This window comes from Janthinobacterium silvisoli (genome assembly GCF_014200725.1).
Classification (GTDB): domain Bacteria; phylum Pseudomonadota; class Gammaproteobacteria; order Burkholderiales; family Burkholderiaceae_D; genus Janthinobacterium.
Genome location: NZ_JACHCL010000001.1, coordinates 1,727,430 through 1,743,514 on the forward strand (window position 1 = coordinate 1,727,430; position 16,085 = coordinate 1,743,514).

Below are 16,085 nucleotides of genomic sequence, written 5' to 3' on the forward strand. Positions count from 1 at the left end.
TGCAACAACACTGAGCCTACCGACTGCCACCCAATGCAAGCTGCGCCCCCTCATCCGCAACGCCAGGACCACGCCAATCACGGCGTGCCAGGGCAGGATGACGCGGCGCAAAAAGTCTTGCTGCTGCTGGTCCCCATCAAGCGGCTGGAAGACATCATCTTTGGCGCCCGCTACGCCCGTCGCCTGCAGGAATGGGGCATCTGCGTGAAGGTCAGCCTGCTGCATGTGACACCGGTGCACTCTGCCAACAGTGTCATCGGCAACAGCAGCAAGACCGAAGCTGCCGCCGCACAGTTAATGCAAGAGGCCGGCTTATACCTGAGCCGCTCCCACATCGAATTTTCCACCTTCATTTCCTCCGGTGACGTCGCTTTTACGATACTGGATACGGCTGAATTGCTTGGCTGCCATGAAGTCATCTTGCCAGCGCCCAAACCCCGCCACTGGCCACGCCGTTTCTCGGGCGACCTCGCCCGCAAACTGGCACGCGATAGCCGCAGCGCCATCGTCCTGCAAGCAAACCAGGATGGTGTCAGCGGTCCCGTTCCCGTCTGAGCGGCCATCCGCGGCGCAGACGCCCTACATTCTTGACCATGGAAAAGCGCCAGATGACGCCATCAATTACCCTGTCTTGCGGTTTGACAGAAACGCTCAGCGGTTTTGCACGCCTGCGTGAAACACTGAAACTACAACTGCGGGCGCGCTGGCAACAACGCCAGACCCAGGCCTGGCTGCAATTATTGAACTCGCATCCCGTCTTTCACGATCTGGTGCAAGCTTATCCACATGTGATCCATAAAGTCTACCGCGACTACCTGAGCAAGAAACTGACATGCAGGCAGCGCGTGGATTTACTGGTTGAACATTACCATTTCATTCTGCAGCAGGGTTGGGGCAATTTGATGGCGCGCGCCGCGCGTGGCCCTGTGCACCTGGGTACGGTTCCAGGCAAGTCTGGTTCCTTGTACCATCTGCAACTGTGTTCACTGCACCCGATGGACCGCGAAGGCGAGATGGTCTTGCAGCTGATGGATGGCGATGATGTACTTTATTCCGTGGCCTTCACCTTTTTTGGCTCGCCACAGCGGGGCGGTATGAGCGTAGGAATCGGCTGCATACAGGGGCCAAACGGCCAGGAAGGGCTGCACCGCGTACGCGAAGCAACACGCGACCTGCATGGCTTGCGGCCCAAGAATTTGATGGTACGCCTGGTGCGCCAACTGGGATACGACCATGGCTGCAAAAAAGTGATTCTGGTTAGCAATGAAAACCACGCCGTGCATCAGTCTGCCAAAAAGAAAGGCCGTTTGTTCGCAAACTACGATGAATTGTGGCAAGAACTCGGCGCCCTGCTCCGTTCGGATGGCGATTTTGAATTGCCATGCGAAGACTTGCCCGTCCCTGTGATGGAAGAAATCGCGTCGAAAAAGCGCTCGGAAATGCGCAAGCGCCATGAGATCACGCTCGCTCTCAATGACTGCCTGCGCAGCGGCCTGGAAGCACATCGTTGCGCAATTTCCATGCCGCTTCCACACAAGGTGGCGGCCAACGATGCGCAACACGTGGAAGACGACGACTACGAAACCGCGGTAGCTTAAGCGGCCAGGAGGCCGGGCGCGGACGGCGCACGCCACAAAAACCGTGGCGCACACAATCCGGCAATCCTGTTACGCTAGCGTTATCGGCTTGCGCACCGCGCCGGCCGCTTCCCCTAACGCTTACAAGGAGGCAAGTCATGCGCGTAGATATCTACCGCCGGGCCGAGCACGACGGCATTTTTTCCTATCTCGCCGTACCCGAAGGAAAGCTGATTCCTGAAGAAGTCACCAATACCGACTGGCAACTGGAAGTACGCGCCAGCGAAGTGGATGACAATGCCGATGCCTTGCCGCACTACCATATCGAGCAGCCGCACCAGCAAATTGCCGCCAAGGGCTACGCCATCACGGGCCTGAAAGATATGTAAACGAAAAAAGCCAAACCCGATCTGCATCCGGTTTGGCTGTGGCTGCGCAATAGCTGGTCAGTATTCGACGGCTACCTCTTGCGCGCCCAGCACCTGTTCCAGCGCCGTCTGCAATTCATCCGATGGCGCTACCTTCCATTCTTCGCCAAATTGCAATACGCAGCTGACGCCTTGCGGGCTGACGCGCGCGGCAATCGGCAAGCCCGTCTCGGCGCGGTGCGGCATGATCACGTCGCGGATACGGCGCGCATCGAGCGTCGCCGGCAAGACCAGGCCCAGCTGACGGCCATATTGCACGCGCGCGGCGATGATGTCGAAAGCGCTCTCGGCGGTGATGCGCAAGCCGCCCGAGAAACGGTCTTCCGAGACCTTGCCCACCACGGCCATGAATTCATCTTCCTTGAAGATTTTCTTGTTCGCTTCAAACAGCTCGCCATACACCGTCACCTCGACCGTGCCGCTCTTGTCGTCCAGGGTAACGATCAGGATCTTGCCCCGCTGCGTCATTTGCGTGCGCAAGCCCGTGATGACGCCGGCCATCATGCGCGGTTCGCGCGAGGGCGACAATTCCGACAATTTGGTGCGCGCAAAGCGGCGCGCCTCAGGCGCGTAGGAGTCGAACAGATGGCCGGACAGATAAAAGCCCAGCGCAATCTTTTCTTCCGTCAAACGCTGCTTGTCGGTCCAGGCCGGCACCTTGACGTACTCGGGCGGCGCCACCATGTCGCTGTCGTCGCCGCCGAACAGGCTGACCTGATTGGCCGCCTTGGCGGCCTGGTCGGCGCATTCCATGGCGAACGCGACGGAAGCGAGCAAAATCGCGCGGTCGACCTTCAGGCAATCGAAGGCGCCGCTGCGTATCAGCGATTCGATGGTGCGGCGGTTGATCTGTTTCTTGTCGACCCGCTTGCAGAAATCGAACAAACTGGTAAATGGTCCACCCGCCTCGCGCGCGGCAATGATGGCCTCGATGGCGTTCTGGCCCGAGCCTTTCACGGCGCCCAGGCCATAGCGGATCTGCGTGACCTTTTTGCCACTGATGGAAGGCGCTTCGCCGCTCGGCATGAAACGGTAATCCGATTCATTGATGTCTGGCGGCAACAAGGTCAGCTTGCAGATTTCCAGCGTGTCTTCCACCAGGATCTTGATCTTGTCCGTGTCATCCATGGCCAGCGACAAGTTGGCGGCCATAAAGGCGGCCGGATGGTGGGCCTTTAAATATGCCGTATGGTAGGACAGCAAGGCGTAGGCGGCGGCATGCGATTTATTGAAACCATAGCCGGCGAACTTTTCCATCAAGTCGAAGATCTCGTCGGCTTTTTCGGCCGTCAAGCCGTCTTTCGCCGCACCGGCGCGGAAGATCTCGCGGTGCTCGGCCATCTCTTCAGCCTTCTTCTTGCCCATCGCGCGGCGCAACATGTCGGCGCCGCCCAGCGAGTAGCCGCCAACGATCTGCGCCATCTGCATCACCTGCTCCTGATACACCATGATGCCGTAGGTTTCGGACAGAATCGATTCCGTGCGCGGATCGGGATAATCGAAACGCTCACCGTGCTTGCGCTTGCAGAAGTCGGGAATCAGGTCCATCGGACCAGGACGGTACAAGGCGACCAGCGCGATAATGTCTTCAAAGCGGTCGGGACGGGCGTCTTTCAGCATGCCCTGCATGCCGCGTGACTCCAGCTGGAACACGGCCACGGTCTTGGCCTTGGTCAGCAAATCGTAGGACGGCTTGTCGTTCAGCGGCAAGGCCGCTAGGTCAAAGTTCGCCTGAGCGGGATCGAGCTGCTTGATGTAGCGCACGGCACGGTCGAGAATGGTGAGGGTCGTCAGACCCAGGAAGTCGAACTTCACCAGACCGACGGCTTCCACGTCATCCTTGTCGTACTGCGACACCACGCCCGAATCGCCGCCCTGCGTATAGAGCGGGCAGAAATCGGTCAGCTTGCCCGGAGCGATCAGCACGCCCCCCGCGTGCATGCCGATATTGCGCGTGATGCCTTCGACTTGCTGCGCCAGCTCCAGCAGCTGCTTGACCTCTTCCTCGTTTTCCAGGCGCTCCTTGAGCAGCGGCTCTTCCTCGATGGCGTCGGCGATCGACACCGGTTTTCCCGGCTTGAATGGAATCAGCTTGGAAATGCCGTCGCAAAAGTTATAGCCGAAGTCCATCACGCGGCCCACGTCGCGGATCGCGCCCTTGGCCGCCATGGTACCGAAGGTGGCGATCTGCGAGACCGCCTCCTTGCCGTACAAATCCTTGACGTGCTGGATGACCCGGTCGCGCCCTTCCTGGCAAAAGTCAATATCGAAGTCGGGCATCGAGACGCGTTCAGGATTCAAAAAACGCTCGAACAGCAAGTTGTATTGCAGCGGATCGAGGTCGGTGATCAGCAGCGAATACGCCACCAGCGAGCCCGCACCCGAACCACGGCCCGGCCCGACAGGTACGCCGTTTTCCTTGGCCCACTGGATAAACTCGGCCACGATCAGGAAATAGCCGGGGAACTTCATGTTGCAAATCGTGTCGGTCTCAAACTTCAGACGCGACTCGTAGCGTGGACGCTCTTTTTCGCGGCGTTCGGGATCGGGATACAGCTGGATCAAGCGTTTTTCCAGGCCTGCCTGCGACTCGGCCACGAGGAACTGGTCGATCGTCATGCCCGGCGGCGTGGGGAAGTTCGGCAATTGCGGCTTGCCCAGGGTCAAAGTCAGATTGCAGCGCTTGGCGATTTCTACCGAGTTGGCCAGCGCGGCCGGCAAGTCGGCGAACATCTCGGCCATATCCGCTTGCGACATGAAGCGCTGGCTGTCATTGAAACGCTTGACGCGCTTGGCGTTGGCCAGCATTTCGCCTTCGGCGATACAGGTACGCGCTTCGTGGGCGATAAATTCTTCTGGGGAAATAAATTGCACCGGGTGCGTGGCCACCACCGGCAAGCCCAGCTTGGCCGCCAGCGCCACCGCATGGCGTACCTGCGCTTCCTGATTGGCTTGGCCGCCACGCTGGATTTCAATATAAAAGTGACCGGGAAAAATCTCGGCCCAGCGCTGGGCGTTGCGTTCCGCCAGAGCCAGGTTGCCATTCTCGATAGCAATGCCGACATCGCCAAAATGCGCGCCCGACAGGGCGATCAAGCCATTGGCCGCGCTCTCGCCTGGATACAGCTCGTAGTGATTGGTCGCCAGCGCCTGCAGCCATTCAATGCGCAGTTCGGCGCGGCCTTTGTACTGGTTGGTCAGCCAGGCGGTCGACAGCAATTCGCACAATTGCAGATAACCCATGCGATTCTTGGCCAGCAGCAACAAACGCGACGGTTTTTCGCGGTTGTCGTCGTTGGTGATCCACACGTCGACGCCGACGATGGGTTTGATGCCCTTGCCGCGCGCTTCCTTGTAAAACTTGACCATACCAAACAGGTTGGACAGATCGGTGACGGCCAGCGCCACCTGCCTGTCCTTGGCGGCCGCCTTGACCACGTCGTCGATACGCACCAGGCCATCGACGATCGAGTACTCGGAGTGCACGCGCAAGTGCACAAATCCCGGGCCCTGCGGGGCTTGTTGTAAAGAGTGTGGCACACCCGCCGGGACGCCGGCTTCCTGCATTACCATTTCCATCCTGTCTACCAATCCTGCAAAATTCAATGGGGTCTATTCTACCGCGTCGCGGCCCCCGCCCACAGACGCAGACAGGCACAGCAGGCAAGAAATTATGCCCGGCCGGATTGGCCCAGCCGTTTGCCCAGCCTGCCCTGCAGGCGTGGCAATACGTCCAAAGGTGGGTATCCCCACCAGACTGTCAGGCTTATAATATCGGCTGTTCAGTCTAACCCGATCGCTATCATGCAAGCCACACCTTCCCTTTCCGCCGCGACCAGCCCCCTGGCCGCCGCGCCCGCCGACAGTTTTGTCAATATTGCAGCGTATAAATTCATCACGCTGGACGATACGGAAGCCATGCGTCCCTTGTACCAGGAGCAATGCCTGGCACTGGGCCTGAAAGGCACTATCCTGCTGACGCCCGAGGGCATCAATATGTTCCTCTCCGGCACGCGCGAACACATCGACGCCTTCCTGGCATGGGTGCGCAGCGACGCCCGCCTGGCTGATCTGGAATGGAAGGAAAGCTTATCCAAAGAGCAATCACACAAGCGCATGCTGGTCAAGCTCAAAAAAGAAATCATCACCATGCGCATGCCGCTGATCAAGCCGGAACTGGGCCGTGCGCCGTCCGTCGATGCGCATACCTTGAAACGCTGGCTGGACGCCGGCGTCGACGATGCGGGCAAACCGGTGGTGATGATGGAAACGCGCAACGCGTTTGAAGTCGATGTGGGAACGTTTAACAACACTCTCGATTATCGCATCGATAAGTTTACCGAATTCCCGGCCGTCGCCGCCGCGCACAAGGATGAGCTGGAAGGCAAGACCGTGGTCACCTTCTGTACCGGCGGCATCCGCTGCGAAAAAGCCGCCATCCACATGAAGGAAATCGGCTACGACAGCGTGTACCAGCTCGACGGCGGCATCCTGAAGTATTTTGAAGAAGTCGGCGGCGACCACTACACGGGCGACTGCTTCGTGTTCGACTACCGTACCGCCCTCAATCCGAAGCTGGAACCGACGGAAACCGTGCAATGCTTCGTCTGCCGTTCAGTGGTGACGCCGCGCCAGCAACTGGCGCCCGAGTATGTGTATGAAGTGTCTTGCCCGCATTGCTACGGCAACAAATAATGCATCAAAAAGTGAACGCCGGCCTCAAAGGCCGGCGTGCGGTGTGCAAGCCGATGACCATGCAGTGAACTACGCTACTACTTGCAAGCCAGGACGATCAGGGCTGGAAATTGGCGGCGGGCCACCAGCCTTGCAAGCAGACAACTGCTGCTCCTTGCTCCAGATCAAATCTTCAATGCCACATTGTGGCTGATATTCCTTCACGGTTTGCAACAGCAAACTACGCAACGCTTCACAGTCAAAATTATTGCAGGCGGCATACATTGCGTCGAGCAAGGCTTCCAGCTCATGCCAAGGGATTTCAGCTTCCTGGGCACGCATGATGCGAGGATGGTTGGTACCTTCCACATTATCGCCAATCAACAACTCTTCATATAATTTTTCACCGGGACGCAAACCCACGTGTTCAATCTCGATACCTTCAGGCGCACTCAAGCTGCGCACTTCCAGCCCACTCAGATGCACCATGCGTGCTGCCAGATCGACAATTTTCACCGGCTCCCCCATGTCGAGCACGAACACATCGCCCCCTTCACCCATGGCGCCGGCCTGCAGCACCAGTTGCGCCGCTTCCGGAATCGTCATGAAGTAGCGCGTGATTTCCGGGTGCGTCAACGTAATCGGACCGCCTGCCTCAATCTGCTTGCGGAACAAGGGGACCACTGAACCGGACGAACCCAGCACGTTGCCGAAACGAACCATGCAAAACCGAGTCTGGCCATATTGGCGTGCGAAGGCTTGCAGGATCAATTCTGCCAGGCGCTTGCTCGACCCCATCACATTGGTCGGACGCACTGCCTTGTCGGTAGAAATCAGCACGAAGCATTTGACCTGGCTTGCCATGGCTGCTTTGGCAATGCTGAGGGTACCAAATACATTGTTGAGCACACCTTCGATGGGATTATGTTCCACCAATGGTACGTGTTTATAGGCGGCTGCGTGATACAGCGTATCGACCTGGAAGGTACGCATGATGCGTTCGCATTTCTCAGTATCGAGTACCGAACCGAGAAAGGGCAGCAGTTGCAGCGCGAGACCCTGCGTGGCCTTGATGCCTTCCAGTTCCTGCTTGATCGAATACAAGGCAAATTCCGACATTTCCAGCAAGATCAAATGCGTAGGACTCAACTGGATGATCTGGCGGCACAACTCTGAGCCGATCGAACCGCCAGCCCCCGTCACCATCACACATTTTCCAGATATGCAAGCCGACAGCAAGCCCTGATCCGGCGCTACCTGATCACGCCCCAGCAAATCTTCAATTTCAATATCGCGTACATCCTGTTTACGCAGTTCGCCATTGACCAGGCTAGCTACCGGGGGCGCTACCTTGACCTTGACCTTGAGCGGTTCGAGCGTATTGAATACCTGCATTTGCTGGCTCTTCGAGAACGACGGTACCGCTAGCAGCACTTCACTGATATTGGAACGGGCGATCAAGTCGGGCAAGGCGGAAGAAGGATAAATCTTGATGCCAGCGATCGTTGCACCTTTCAATTCCCGCGTATCATCGATAAAGGCGACCGGCATATACTCTTTGCTTGCCTTCAAGGCATTGGCAAGTTGCGAACCGGCGCTTCCAGCGCCATAAATGGCCACGCGGATCGCTTCCTCGCCATTTTTAGGCGAAAGCAGGAAACCGCGCGCCAGAAAGCGGCTCGCTACCACATAGGTAATGGCCGTCATCCAGTAAATGCCAAACACCCCGCGCGACATATCTATCATATGTGTGGCAAATGCCGCCAGAGCCACCAGCAGCAATACAGAAATCGATACCCCCATAATGACCACAAACACGATTTTCTGGTCGATAAAACGTATCACGGCCCGATATAGCCCCAGCCGCAGGAAGATCGGTATCGAAATGAATGGCACGGCACAGATCAGCCACCAATAGTGACCAAGGATAGTCATATCGGACATATCGTGACGCAGCAGAACGGCAAAGCAGAATGTTAATGGCAGAAAAAGAAAATCTGCAGCGGCCGCGATCATCTGCTTTTGCAAGCGCGATAGTGCAAGGAATGAATTCATTTTTTGAATCATGATCAATAATTTACCGGACTTTTTCTGACAGAGTACACAAAGACGGGGTCACGTGTAGCACATATGCATAGCGCAGTGTTAATGCGCTACACCATCTCTTCGGATGACCTTGAGGAAAGTCAAAAACAATATTTTTAAATCAAAAAGAAATGACTGTTTAGCAAGATATTCCGCATCCAGTCTGACCTTTTGCGGAATCGGCAATTCATCGCGTCCATTCACTTGCGCCCAGCCAGTTAAGCCAGGCCGGATCCGCTCCACACCATGCTCGCTGCGCTGTTCAATCAAGTCCTGCTGATTGAACAGCGCCGGACGCGGACCGACAAAACTCATGTCACCGCTGAGGATACTGAAAAGTTGAGGCAACTCATCCAGACTGGACTTGCGCAGGAAGGATCCACCCGGAGTCAGGAATTTCTTGGGATCGGCAAGCAAATGCGTGGCTACCGCCGGCGTATCGACTCGCATGGTACGGAATTTAGGCATGCGGAAGATGCGGTTATGACGACCGACCCGATCCGACCAGTAGATAACGGGGCCGCGCGAACTGCATTTGACAAACAAGCTCACCAGCGCGATCGGCAGGGCCAGGATCAGCGCAGCAACCAGAGCCACCACGAAATCAAATAAACGTTTCATTTCACCACCGATGCGTGTATGGACGACAAAAAACTGGCAACCGTCTTGTCGATCGCCTGCTGCATGCCGACCTGGGGTTTCCAATTCAGGGTTTGCTTGGTGTGCGTGATATCGACTTGCAGCGAGCCCAGTACCCGATCAGCCTGTGTCGATTTGCCCAGTAACGCGGCAGCGGCAGCAATCCAGCTAGTCGGGACAGACAGCAACCTCGGGCGCTTGCCCATGGCCCGGGCCAGCATGTGCAACAGGGTCGAGACACTGACATCATGGTCATCGGAGACCATGAATATCTGCCCCGGCGCCGCGCCGTGGCTGCAGCACAGAATCAACAGGTCAACCAGATTATCGAGCGCCACCATGCTGCGCCGGTTATCCACGCTCCCCAAAGGCAACGGCACACCGCGCTGCACAAGCTTCATCAAAAGCTGGAAATTGGCGCGCACGCCAGGCCCATACACCAGCGGAGGACGAATGATCACCAATTCCATGCCACTGTTTCGGGCAAACTCCTGTAATGCGGTCTCCGCTTCCAGCTTGGAAATACCATAGGGATCGAGCGGCGCGGGCTGATCAGCACTGCTGAATGGACGCTGGCCGGTTGCCTCGCCATTAACCTTGACGCTGCTGACGAAAACAAACCGCTTCACGCCGTTCATATGTGCCTGACGCGCCAGGTTCATGGTGGCTGCAACGTTGACTTCCCGATAGGCGCTCAGTGCATCGGCAGCCGTCTCGTGCATAACATGCACGCGCGCCGCCAGGTGCATCACCACATCGCAGCCTGCCAGCGCGGCATGCCAGTCGGTGGCACCGTTCAACTCGCCGACCTGATACTGCCAGGCCGTGCGCTGGCTGCGCACGGTAGCGACAAAAGGTATGCCTCGCCCCGTCAGCGCTTCGCATACTGCAGTGCCGACAAAACCGCTCGCGCCGGTAATCAATATTTTATGCATGTGTATTTGCAGCTCGATTACCTGCCACATCGGCGAAATAGTCCTCCAATGTATCGATCAGCATCTCCTTCTTAAATTGGGCCGCGTAATAAGCCTTGCCGGCAGCGCCCATCGCTTGCCGCTGCACTTCGCTCAAGGCCGCCATCTTCTCTACCGCCGCTGCCAGCGCCGCGCTATCGCCGGCGGCATTGGCAAACCCGGCGCCCGATTCGCCGATGAGGGCGGCACCTTCACCGTCGAGCGAGGCAATGATAGGCAAACCCGAAGACAGGTAAGTCTGCACTTTTCCTGGAATCGTCATCGCAAATACCTCATTCGCCTTCAACGTCACCAGTAGCGCATCCGCATGCGCAAAAAAAGAGGTCATCCGCTCAAGTGGGAATCGACCGACCATCAGCACCGCGTCATGCAGCCCCCGCGCCGCAATCTGCTGGCGGACCCAGTCTGTCATGCGTCCATCACCCACGATTACCCAGCGTATGTCGCGCCGTCCGCGCAAGCGCTCAGCCGCGTCCAGGATGGTAGGGAAATCCTGTGCGTCACCAATATTGCCTGCAAACAAAACAGTAAAAATGTCATCGCTGGCTGGCACTTCGGGCGCCATGGGCACGCTGCTGTCATAAAATAATTCTTCAGACCAGCTGGGGAAATAACGAATTTTTTTCTTGTCCGCGCAATACTTTCCAATACCGTCAAAAAACGACTTCGACTGGGCCAGGATCAGATCACAGCGTGCATAGATCAGACGCACCATGACACCGACCGCGGCCAGGATGCGGGGCGACCTGACGGCACCGACCGCACTCAGCGACTCTGGCCACAAATCGAGCACCCACAAGGCCATGGGCGCGCGCTTGACATACTTGAGCACAATTGCCGGCAGGGCCACCGTGATCGGCGATGGCTCATACGCAAAAATCACATCGAACTTCCTGCCAGCCAGTTTGAATGGAGCAAGCACACTGGCCGCCAGTGCAAAACTCAGATAGTTGAGCATCAAGCGGATAGCGCCCTTGCCGCGCGGTGACAGTGGCACACGCACAACGTGCGCGCCATGGTAGGCCTCGTATTTTTCCGGGGAATGTTTGAAATCCTCAAAAATTTCTCCCTCCGGATAATTAGGCCAGCCAGTCAGTACGGTGACGTCATGGCCGCGCTTGACCAGCTCCTGTACCAGATCATTGATACGGAAATTCTCTGGCCAGAAATACTGGCTAACAATTAAAATCTTCACGCAACTTACCCTGCCTTGTGCCAGACCTTGCGGTTCACGTAGTCGGTATAGCTGTGCAGTATGCGTACGATCTTGTCCGATACGTTGGGCGCGCTGTAATCTTCCACCAGTTGCAGGTCGCGCACGGCGCCGCGTGCCTGTGTTTCCAGGATCGCCAGCGCTTGCAGCACCCGCTCCACTTCCAGGCCAGCCATCATGACTGCCGCCTCTTCCATGGCTTCAGGGCGCTCATGCGCTTCACGTATATTGACGGCTGGGAAGTTGAGAATGGAAGATTCTTCGCTGATCGTGCCGCTGTCGGACAACACCGCCTTCGAACTGGCCTGCAGTTTCACGTAATCCTTGAAGCCCAGCGGCTTGAGCAAGCGCACCAGTGGATGGAACGTGACATCGCGGGCGTCGACTTTTTTCTGCGTACGCGGATGCGTCGACACGATCACCGGCAACTGATACACCTCGGCAATGGTGTTCAATACATTGACCAGCTTGGCGAAATTCAGCTCTGAGTCGATATTTTCTTCACGATGTGCACTGACCACGAAATACTGGCCTTCGGTCAGGCCCAGGCGCGCCACGGCATCAGACGCGTCAATACCGTCCTTATAATGATGCAATACCTCATACATCGGGCTGCCGGTCTTGATCACGCGGTCGGGCAACAAGCCTTCGCGCAGCAAATACTCGCGCGCGATTGTGCTGTAGGTCAGGTTGATGTCTGCCGTATGATCCACAATCTTGCGATTGGTTTCTTCCGGCACGCGCTGGTCGAAGCAACGGTTGCCTGCTTCCATATGGAAGATGGGAATTTTTCGGCGTTTGGCGGGAATGGCTGACAGGCAGCTATTCGTGTCGCCCAGGATCAGCAACGCATCGGGTTGCTCCTGCTCCAGCACCGCATCGACTGCAATGATGATCTTGCCGATGGTTTCCGACGCATTCGCGCCTGCGGCGTTAAGGAAATGATCGGGCTTGCGCACTTCCAGGTCGTGGAAGAAAATTTCATTCAATTCGTAATCATAGTTCTGACCGGTGTGCACCAGCACATGGTCACAATGCTGGTCGAGCTTGCTCAATACGCGCGACAGACGGATGATTTCAGGACGCGTGCCGACCACGGTCATGACTTTTAATTTTTTCATCTTAAACCTTATATGCAATGGTATCGGGAAGCTGACGGTCGAAAATCTCGTTTGCCCACAGCATGACGATCATTTCTTCGCTACCGATATTGGTAATGTCATGCGACCAGCCAGGGATGGTTTCCACCACCAGCGGCGTGTCGGCATCGGTGCACAATTCGTATGTGGCGTCGGTCTCGATATGGCGAAAACCGAAGCGTGCCTTGCCCTTGATCACCAAGAATTTTTCCGTCTTGGTATGATGGTAATGGCCGCCACGGGTGATTCCCGGATGCGCCGTAAAGTAGGAAAACTGGCCCGTATGGGGGGTCTTGAGCATTTCCACAAATACGCCACGCGGATCGGCATGCCGGGTTAACGGATAGGAAAACTGTTCCGGCGTGAAGTAGGTGATAAAGGTGGAATACAAGGCCCGGGTCAACCCCGTGCCGACCGCTTCCGAAATCAGCGAAGCACGGCTTTCCTTGAACGCGCGCAAGCGCTGTTCCAGTTCACCAACAGTGATCCGATACACAGGCTGCACGTCCTGATAGGCTGCCGATGGTGGCGCCTGATCCATCACGCGCAAGAAGTTACTGATCACATCATCGACGTAGACCAGCTGAATTTCCGCTGCAGGATCATTGATCTGCACTGGCAAGCCCTGGGCAATGTTGTGGCAGAACGTTGCAACCGCTGAGTTGTAGTTCGGCCGGCACCATTTGCCAAACACATTCGGCAAGCGGTACACATACACCGGCGATCCGGTCTCCGCTTGCAGCGCGTGCAAGGCTTCCTCGGCCAGGCGCTTGCTGTGGCCATAAGGATTGTCACGCTCGGCCTGGATCGACGAGGTGTAAATCAGCGGCACGTGACGGCCACTGGCGCGGATAGCATTGCATAGCGCGACGGTGAGATCCGTGTTGCCCTGAACAAACTCCGACTCCGTTTGCGGACGGTTGATTCCCGCCAGATGGAAGATAAAGTCGGCCTTGGCCGCTTTCTCTTCCAGAGCGAGCAGCGTTTCGCCTTTGACAAACGTCAGGATCTCGATGTTCGCACGTTCGCGCAAATGTACTGCCAGATTTTTACCGATAAAGCCATTGGCGCCGGTAATCAACACTGTTTTCATATTAGCCCTCAGCAACAGCGTGTTCGCCACGGGCGATAGCTTCAATAAATTTCAACTTGTACAACAATTTTTCCATGCCGGCCTGATCAAGACGTTCCGTATTGTGCGAGTTGTAGTCTTCGCACGCCGAGATCTTTTGCTCGCCTTCTTCGACGAATTTACCGTAGTTCAAATCGCGCAGATCGGGCGGCACGCGGAAGTAGCCGCCACGGTCTTCCGCTGCAGCCATCTCTTCCCGGCTCAATAGCGTTTCATACAGCTTTTCACCATGGCGCGTGCCGATGATGTTCACTTCATGCGACGGGGACTTCATAATCGACAACAACGCTTGCACCAATGTTTCGACCGTGGCAGCCGGCGCCTTTTGCACAAAAATGTCACCGTTCCTGCCATGCTCGAACGCATACAGCACCAGGTCGACAGCGTCTTCAAGCGTCATCATGAAACGCGTCATGGCCGGATCGGTGATTGTGATCGCCTTGCCGGCACGTACCTGGTCGACAAACAGCGGAATCACCGAACCGCGCGACGCCATCACGTTGCCGTAGCGGGTGCCGCAAATGATGGTCTTGCTGTCATCCACATTGCGCGACTTGGCCACCATGACCTTTTCCATCATGGCCTTGGAAATACCCATTGCATTGATGGGATAGGCTGCCTTGTCGGTACTCAGACACACTACGCGGCGCACGCCGTTCTGGATGGCTGCTTCCAACAGATTGTCGGTCCCCAAAATATTGGTTTTCACCGCTTCCATCGGATGAAACTCACAAGAAGGTACTTGCTTGAGTGCTGCAGCATGAAAAACATAATCGACGCCGCGTGTGGCATTTAGCAAGCTGGACAAATCACGCACGTCGCCTATATAAAATTTAAGCTTCGGACTATTGTATTTCTTCCGCATGTCATCTTGTTTTTTTTCATCACGGCTGAAAATACGAATCTCACTGATATCGGTATCCAAAAAACGCGTCAATACAGCATTCCCAAACGATCCCGTCCCGCCTGTAATCAGCAAAACCTTATTGTTAAACATATTTATTATCCTTGCTAAAAATTAGATTTAAAAACTTCAGCACCTGGGTTTGCGAATTTTTCTTATTCAACACCAATGCGCGGCCGCGCCGTGCCTTATCCTGCAACTGACTCTCGTCGCACAACAAAGTGTTTCGGATCCCATCCGCAATCGTTCCTGCCGCGCCGCCATCGAGATAATTCAATACCTCGTCATATTCGGCAGGTACACCTGGCAATTTTGTCGTCAGCACAGGAATTCCGGAGCTCAGGTACTCCAGCAATTTGGAAGGAAACGAGTATTTTACAAATGCATCATCCGGATTGCGACAATTGAGCAGGCAAAAAACTTGCGTCATTAACTGCTCGATTTCACCTTGCGTCACATAACCGAAATACCGTATTTGCGGATATTTTTCAGCCAATCTTTCAATTTCAGATACCAACTCCCCGCTACCGCATAGCCAGAGTTCGATGTCAGTGCGCTCGGCCAACAGTATTTCAAAGGCGGACAGAATTTCCTGTACCCCATACTCGGCATTCAAGCCACCGGTATACATAAAAACTTTTTGTTGCAACTGAACACGTGCAATCGGTGCAGATGCCGCATCAATCATGCCTTCGATCACGACATAGGGTAATTTTAACCAATTTTCATTTTCAACAACCATATTCTTGCTAACAACCGAAACACCTGAGGTGCACGCTATCAGGCGATCGATAAAACTCGCATCCAGTTTTTTCAAAAAATGCCACAGAGCACTTTTTTTCTTGCCAAAATTCATATGCCGAGGCAAATCGGGAACGATGACGTACAGAGGGGTACGCAAGAACACCTTGAACAACAGCGCAGCAAGCAAAAATGGGCTGTGCGCAGAGTAAATAATTATTATTTTTCTTTTGTGATCACGATGCAAATGCCATTTAATCAAAAAGCTTACGCAGGAGAAAAACCGACTAACATGCTTCAAGCCTATTATATTAACAAAAGGGTAAGAGTAATTACTCACGCCTTGCATGATATTTTTTGCAAAAGGAAACCAGATTTTTTTATTTCCCGGAAAATTACTAGCAGGAAAAAAAGAAAGCACGGTCAAGTCCACAGCATTTTTCATCAAGCCATCGACATATCTGCCCTCAAGCTTTCTGGCAGCGACTTGTGGATATACATCTGCTTTTGTATTTTCTTTAAAATCCTCATCGCCAACAAAGAATCCAATTTGCAAAAAACTATAATTATTCATTTTTT

General features: G+C 55.3%; 13 protein-coding genes. 4 read left to right on the plus strand and 9 right to left on the minus strand.

From position 1 onward, the window contains the following. The first annotated feature begins 33 nt into the window (after nt 1–33). The 3 genes from HDE75_RS07795 (at nt 34) to HDE75_RS07805 (ending at nt 1,966) form a co-directional block, all read left to right on the plus strand. Nucleotides 34–555, plus strand: a complete 522-nt coding sequence (locus HDE75_RS07795) for a universal stress protein (RefSeq protein WP_183675387.1) — start codon at nt 34–36, stop codon at nt 553–555. 53 nt (nt 556–608) lie between these two features. Then, entirely contained in the window at nt 609–1,598 is a 990-nt protein-coding gene (locus HDE75_RS07800; RefSeq protein WP_183675385.1) for a VirK/YbjX family protein, read from the plus strand. 137 nt (nt 1,599–1,735) lie between these two features. Then, the gene (locus tag HDE75_RS07805) at nt 1,736–1,966 is read left to right on the plus strand and encodes a DUF6139 family protein (protein ID WP_183675383.1); all 231 of its coding nucleotides are present in this window, start codon (nt 1,736–1,738) and stop codon (nt 1,964–1,966) included. A gap of 57 nt (nt 1,967–2,023) precedes the next feature. Here HDE75_RS07805 and dnaE read toward each other — a convergent pair whose 3' ends face one another. Next, nucleotides 2,024–5,572, minus strand: a complete 3,549-nt coding sequence (gene dnaE, locus HDE75_RS07810) for a DNA polymerase III subunit alpha (RefSeq protein ID WP_183675381.1) — start codon at nt 5,570–5,572, stop codon at nt 2,024–2,026. 237 nt (nt 5,573–5,809) lie between these two features. Here dnaE and HDE75_RS07815 point away from each other — a divergent pair, with 237 nt between their 5' ends. Continuing rightward, on the plus strand, nt 5,810–6,700 hold the full coding sequence (locus HDE75_RS07815; RefSeq protein WP_183675379.1) for a sulfurtransferase: 891 nt from the start codon (nt 5,810–5,812) through the stop codon (nt 6,698–6,700). A 69-nt stretch (nt 6,701–6,769) separates the two neighbouring features. On the opposite strand, the gene HDE75_RS07820 is transcribed toward HDE75_RS07815, so the two are convergent. The 8 genes from HDE75_RS07820 to HDE75_RS07855 all read right to left on the minus strand — a co-directional run bounded on the left by HDE75_RS07820 (nt 6,770) and on the right by HDE75_RS07855 (nt 16,080). Next, complete coding sequence (locus tag HDE75_RS07820; protein WP_183675377.1) at nt 6,770–8,734, minus strand: polysaccharide biosynthesis protein; 1,965 nt, start codon at nt 8,732–8,734, stop codon at nt 6,770–6,772. Between the two features lie 90 nt (nt 8,735–8,824). Further along, nucleotides 8,825–9,385, minus strand: coding sequence for a sugar transferase (locus HDE75_RS07825; protein WP_183675375.1), 561 nt, complete (start codon nt 9,383–9,385; stop codon nt 8,825–8,827). After that, entirely contained in the window at nt 9,382–10,338 is a 957-nt protein-coding gene (locus HDE75_RS07830; RefSeq protein WP_183675373.1) for a UDP-glucose 4-epimerase family protein, read from the minus strand. Before HDE75_RS07830 ends, HDE75_RS07825 begins: the two co-directional genes overlap by 4 nt. Then, nucleotides 10,331–11,572 carry a glycosyltransferase family 4 protein gene (locus tag HDE75_RS07835; protein WP_183675371.1) on the minus strand — a complete coding sequence of 414 codons (1,242 nt, stop codon included), beginning with the start codon at nt 11,570–11,572 and terminating at the stop codon, nt 10,331–10,333. The genes HDE75_RS07830 and HDE75_RS07835 overlap by 8 nt, the downstream gene beginning before the upstream one ends. 5 nt (nt 11,573–11,577) lie before the next feature. Continuing rightward, a complete protein-coding gene (gene wecB, locus HDE75_RS07840) occupies nt 11,578–12,711 on the minus strand; it encodes a non-hydrolyzing UDP-N-acetylglucosamine 2-epimerase (RefSeq protein ID WP_183675369.1) in 1,134 nt (377 codons plus the stop codon). A gap of 1 nt (nt 12,712) precedes the next feature. Next, nucleotides 12,713–13,822, minus strand: a complete 1,110-nt coding sequence (wbjC, locus tag HDE75_RS07845) for a UDP-2-acetamido-2,6-beta-L-arabino-hexul-4-ose reductase (RefSeq protein WP_183675367.1) — start codon at nt 13,820–13,822, stop codon at nt 12,713–12,715. Nucleotide 13,823: 1 nt separating this feature from the next. Continuing rightward, nucleotides 13,824–14,858, minus strand: coding sequence for a polysaccharide biosynthesis protein (locus HDE75_RS07850; protein WP_183675365.1), 1,035 nt, complete (start codon nt 14,856–14,858; stop codon nt 13,824–13,826). Further along, nucleotides 14,851–16,080, minus strand: coding sequence for a glycosyltransferase (locus HDE75_RS07855; protein ID WP_183675363.1), 1,230 nt, complete (start codon nt 16,078–16,080; stop codon nt 14,851–14,853). Before HDE75_RS07855 ends, HDE75_RS07850 begins: the two co-directional genes overlap by 8 nt. Nucleotides 16,081–16,085 lie beyond the last annotated feature (5 nt).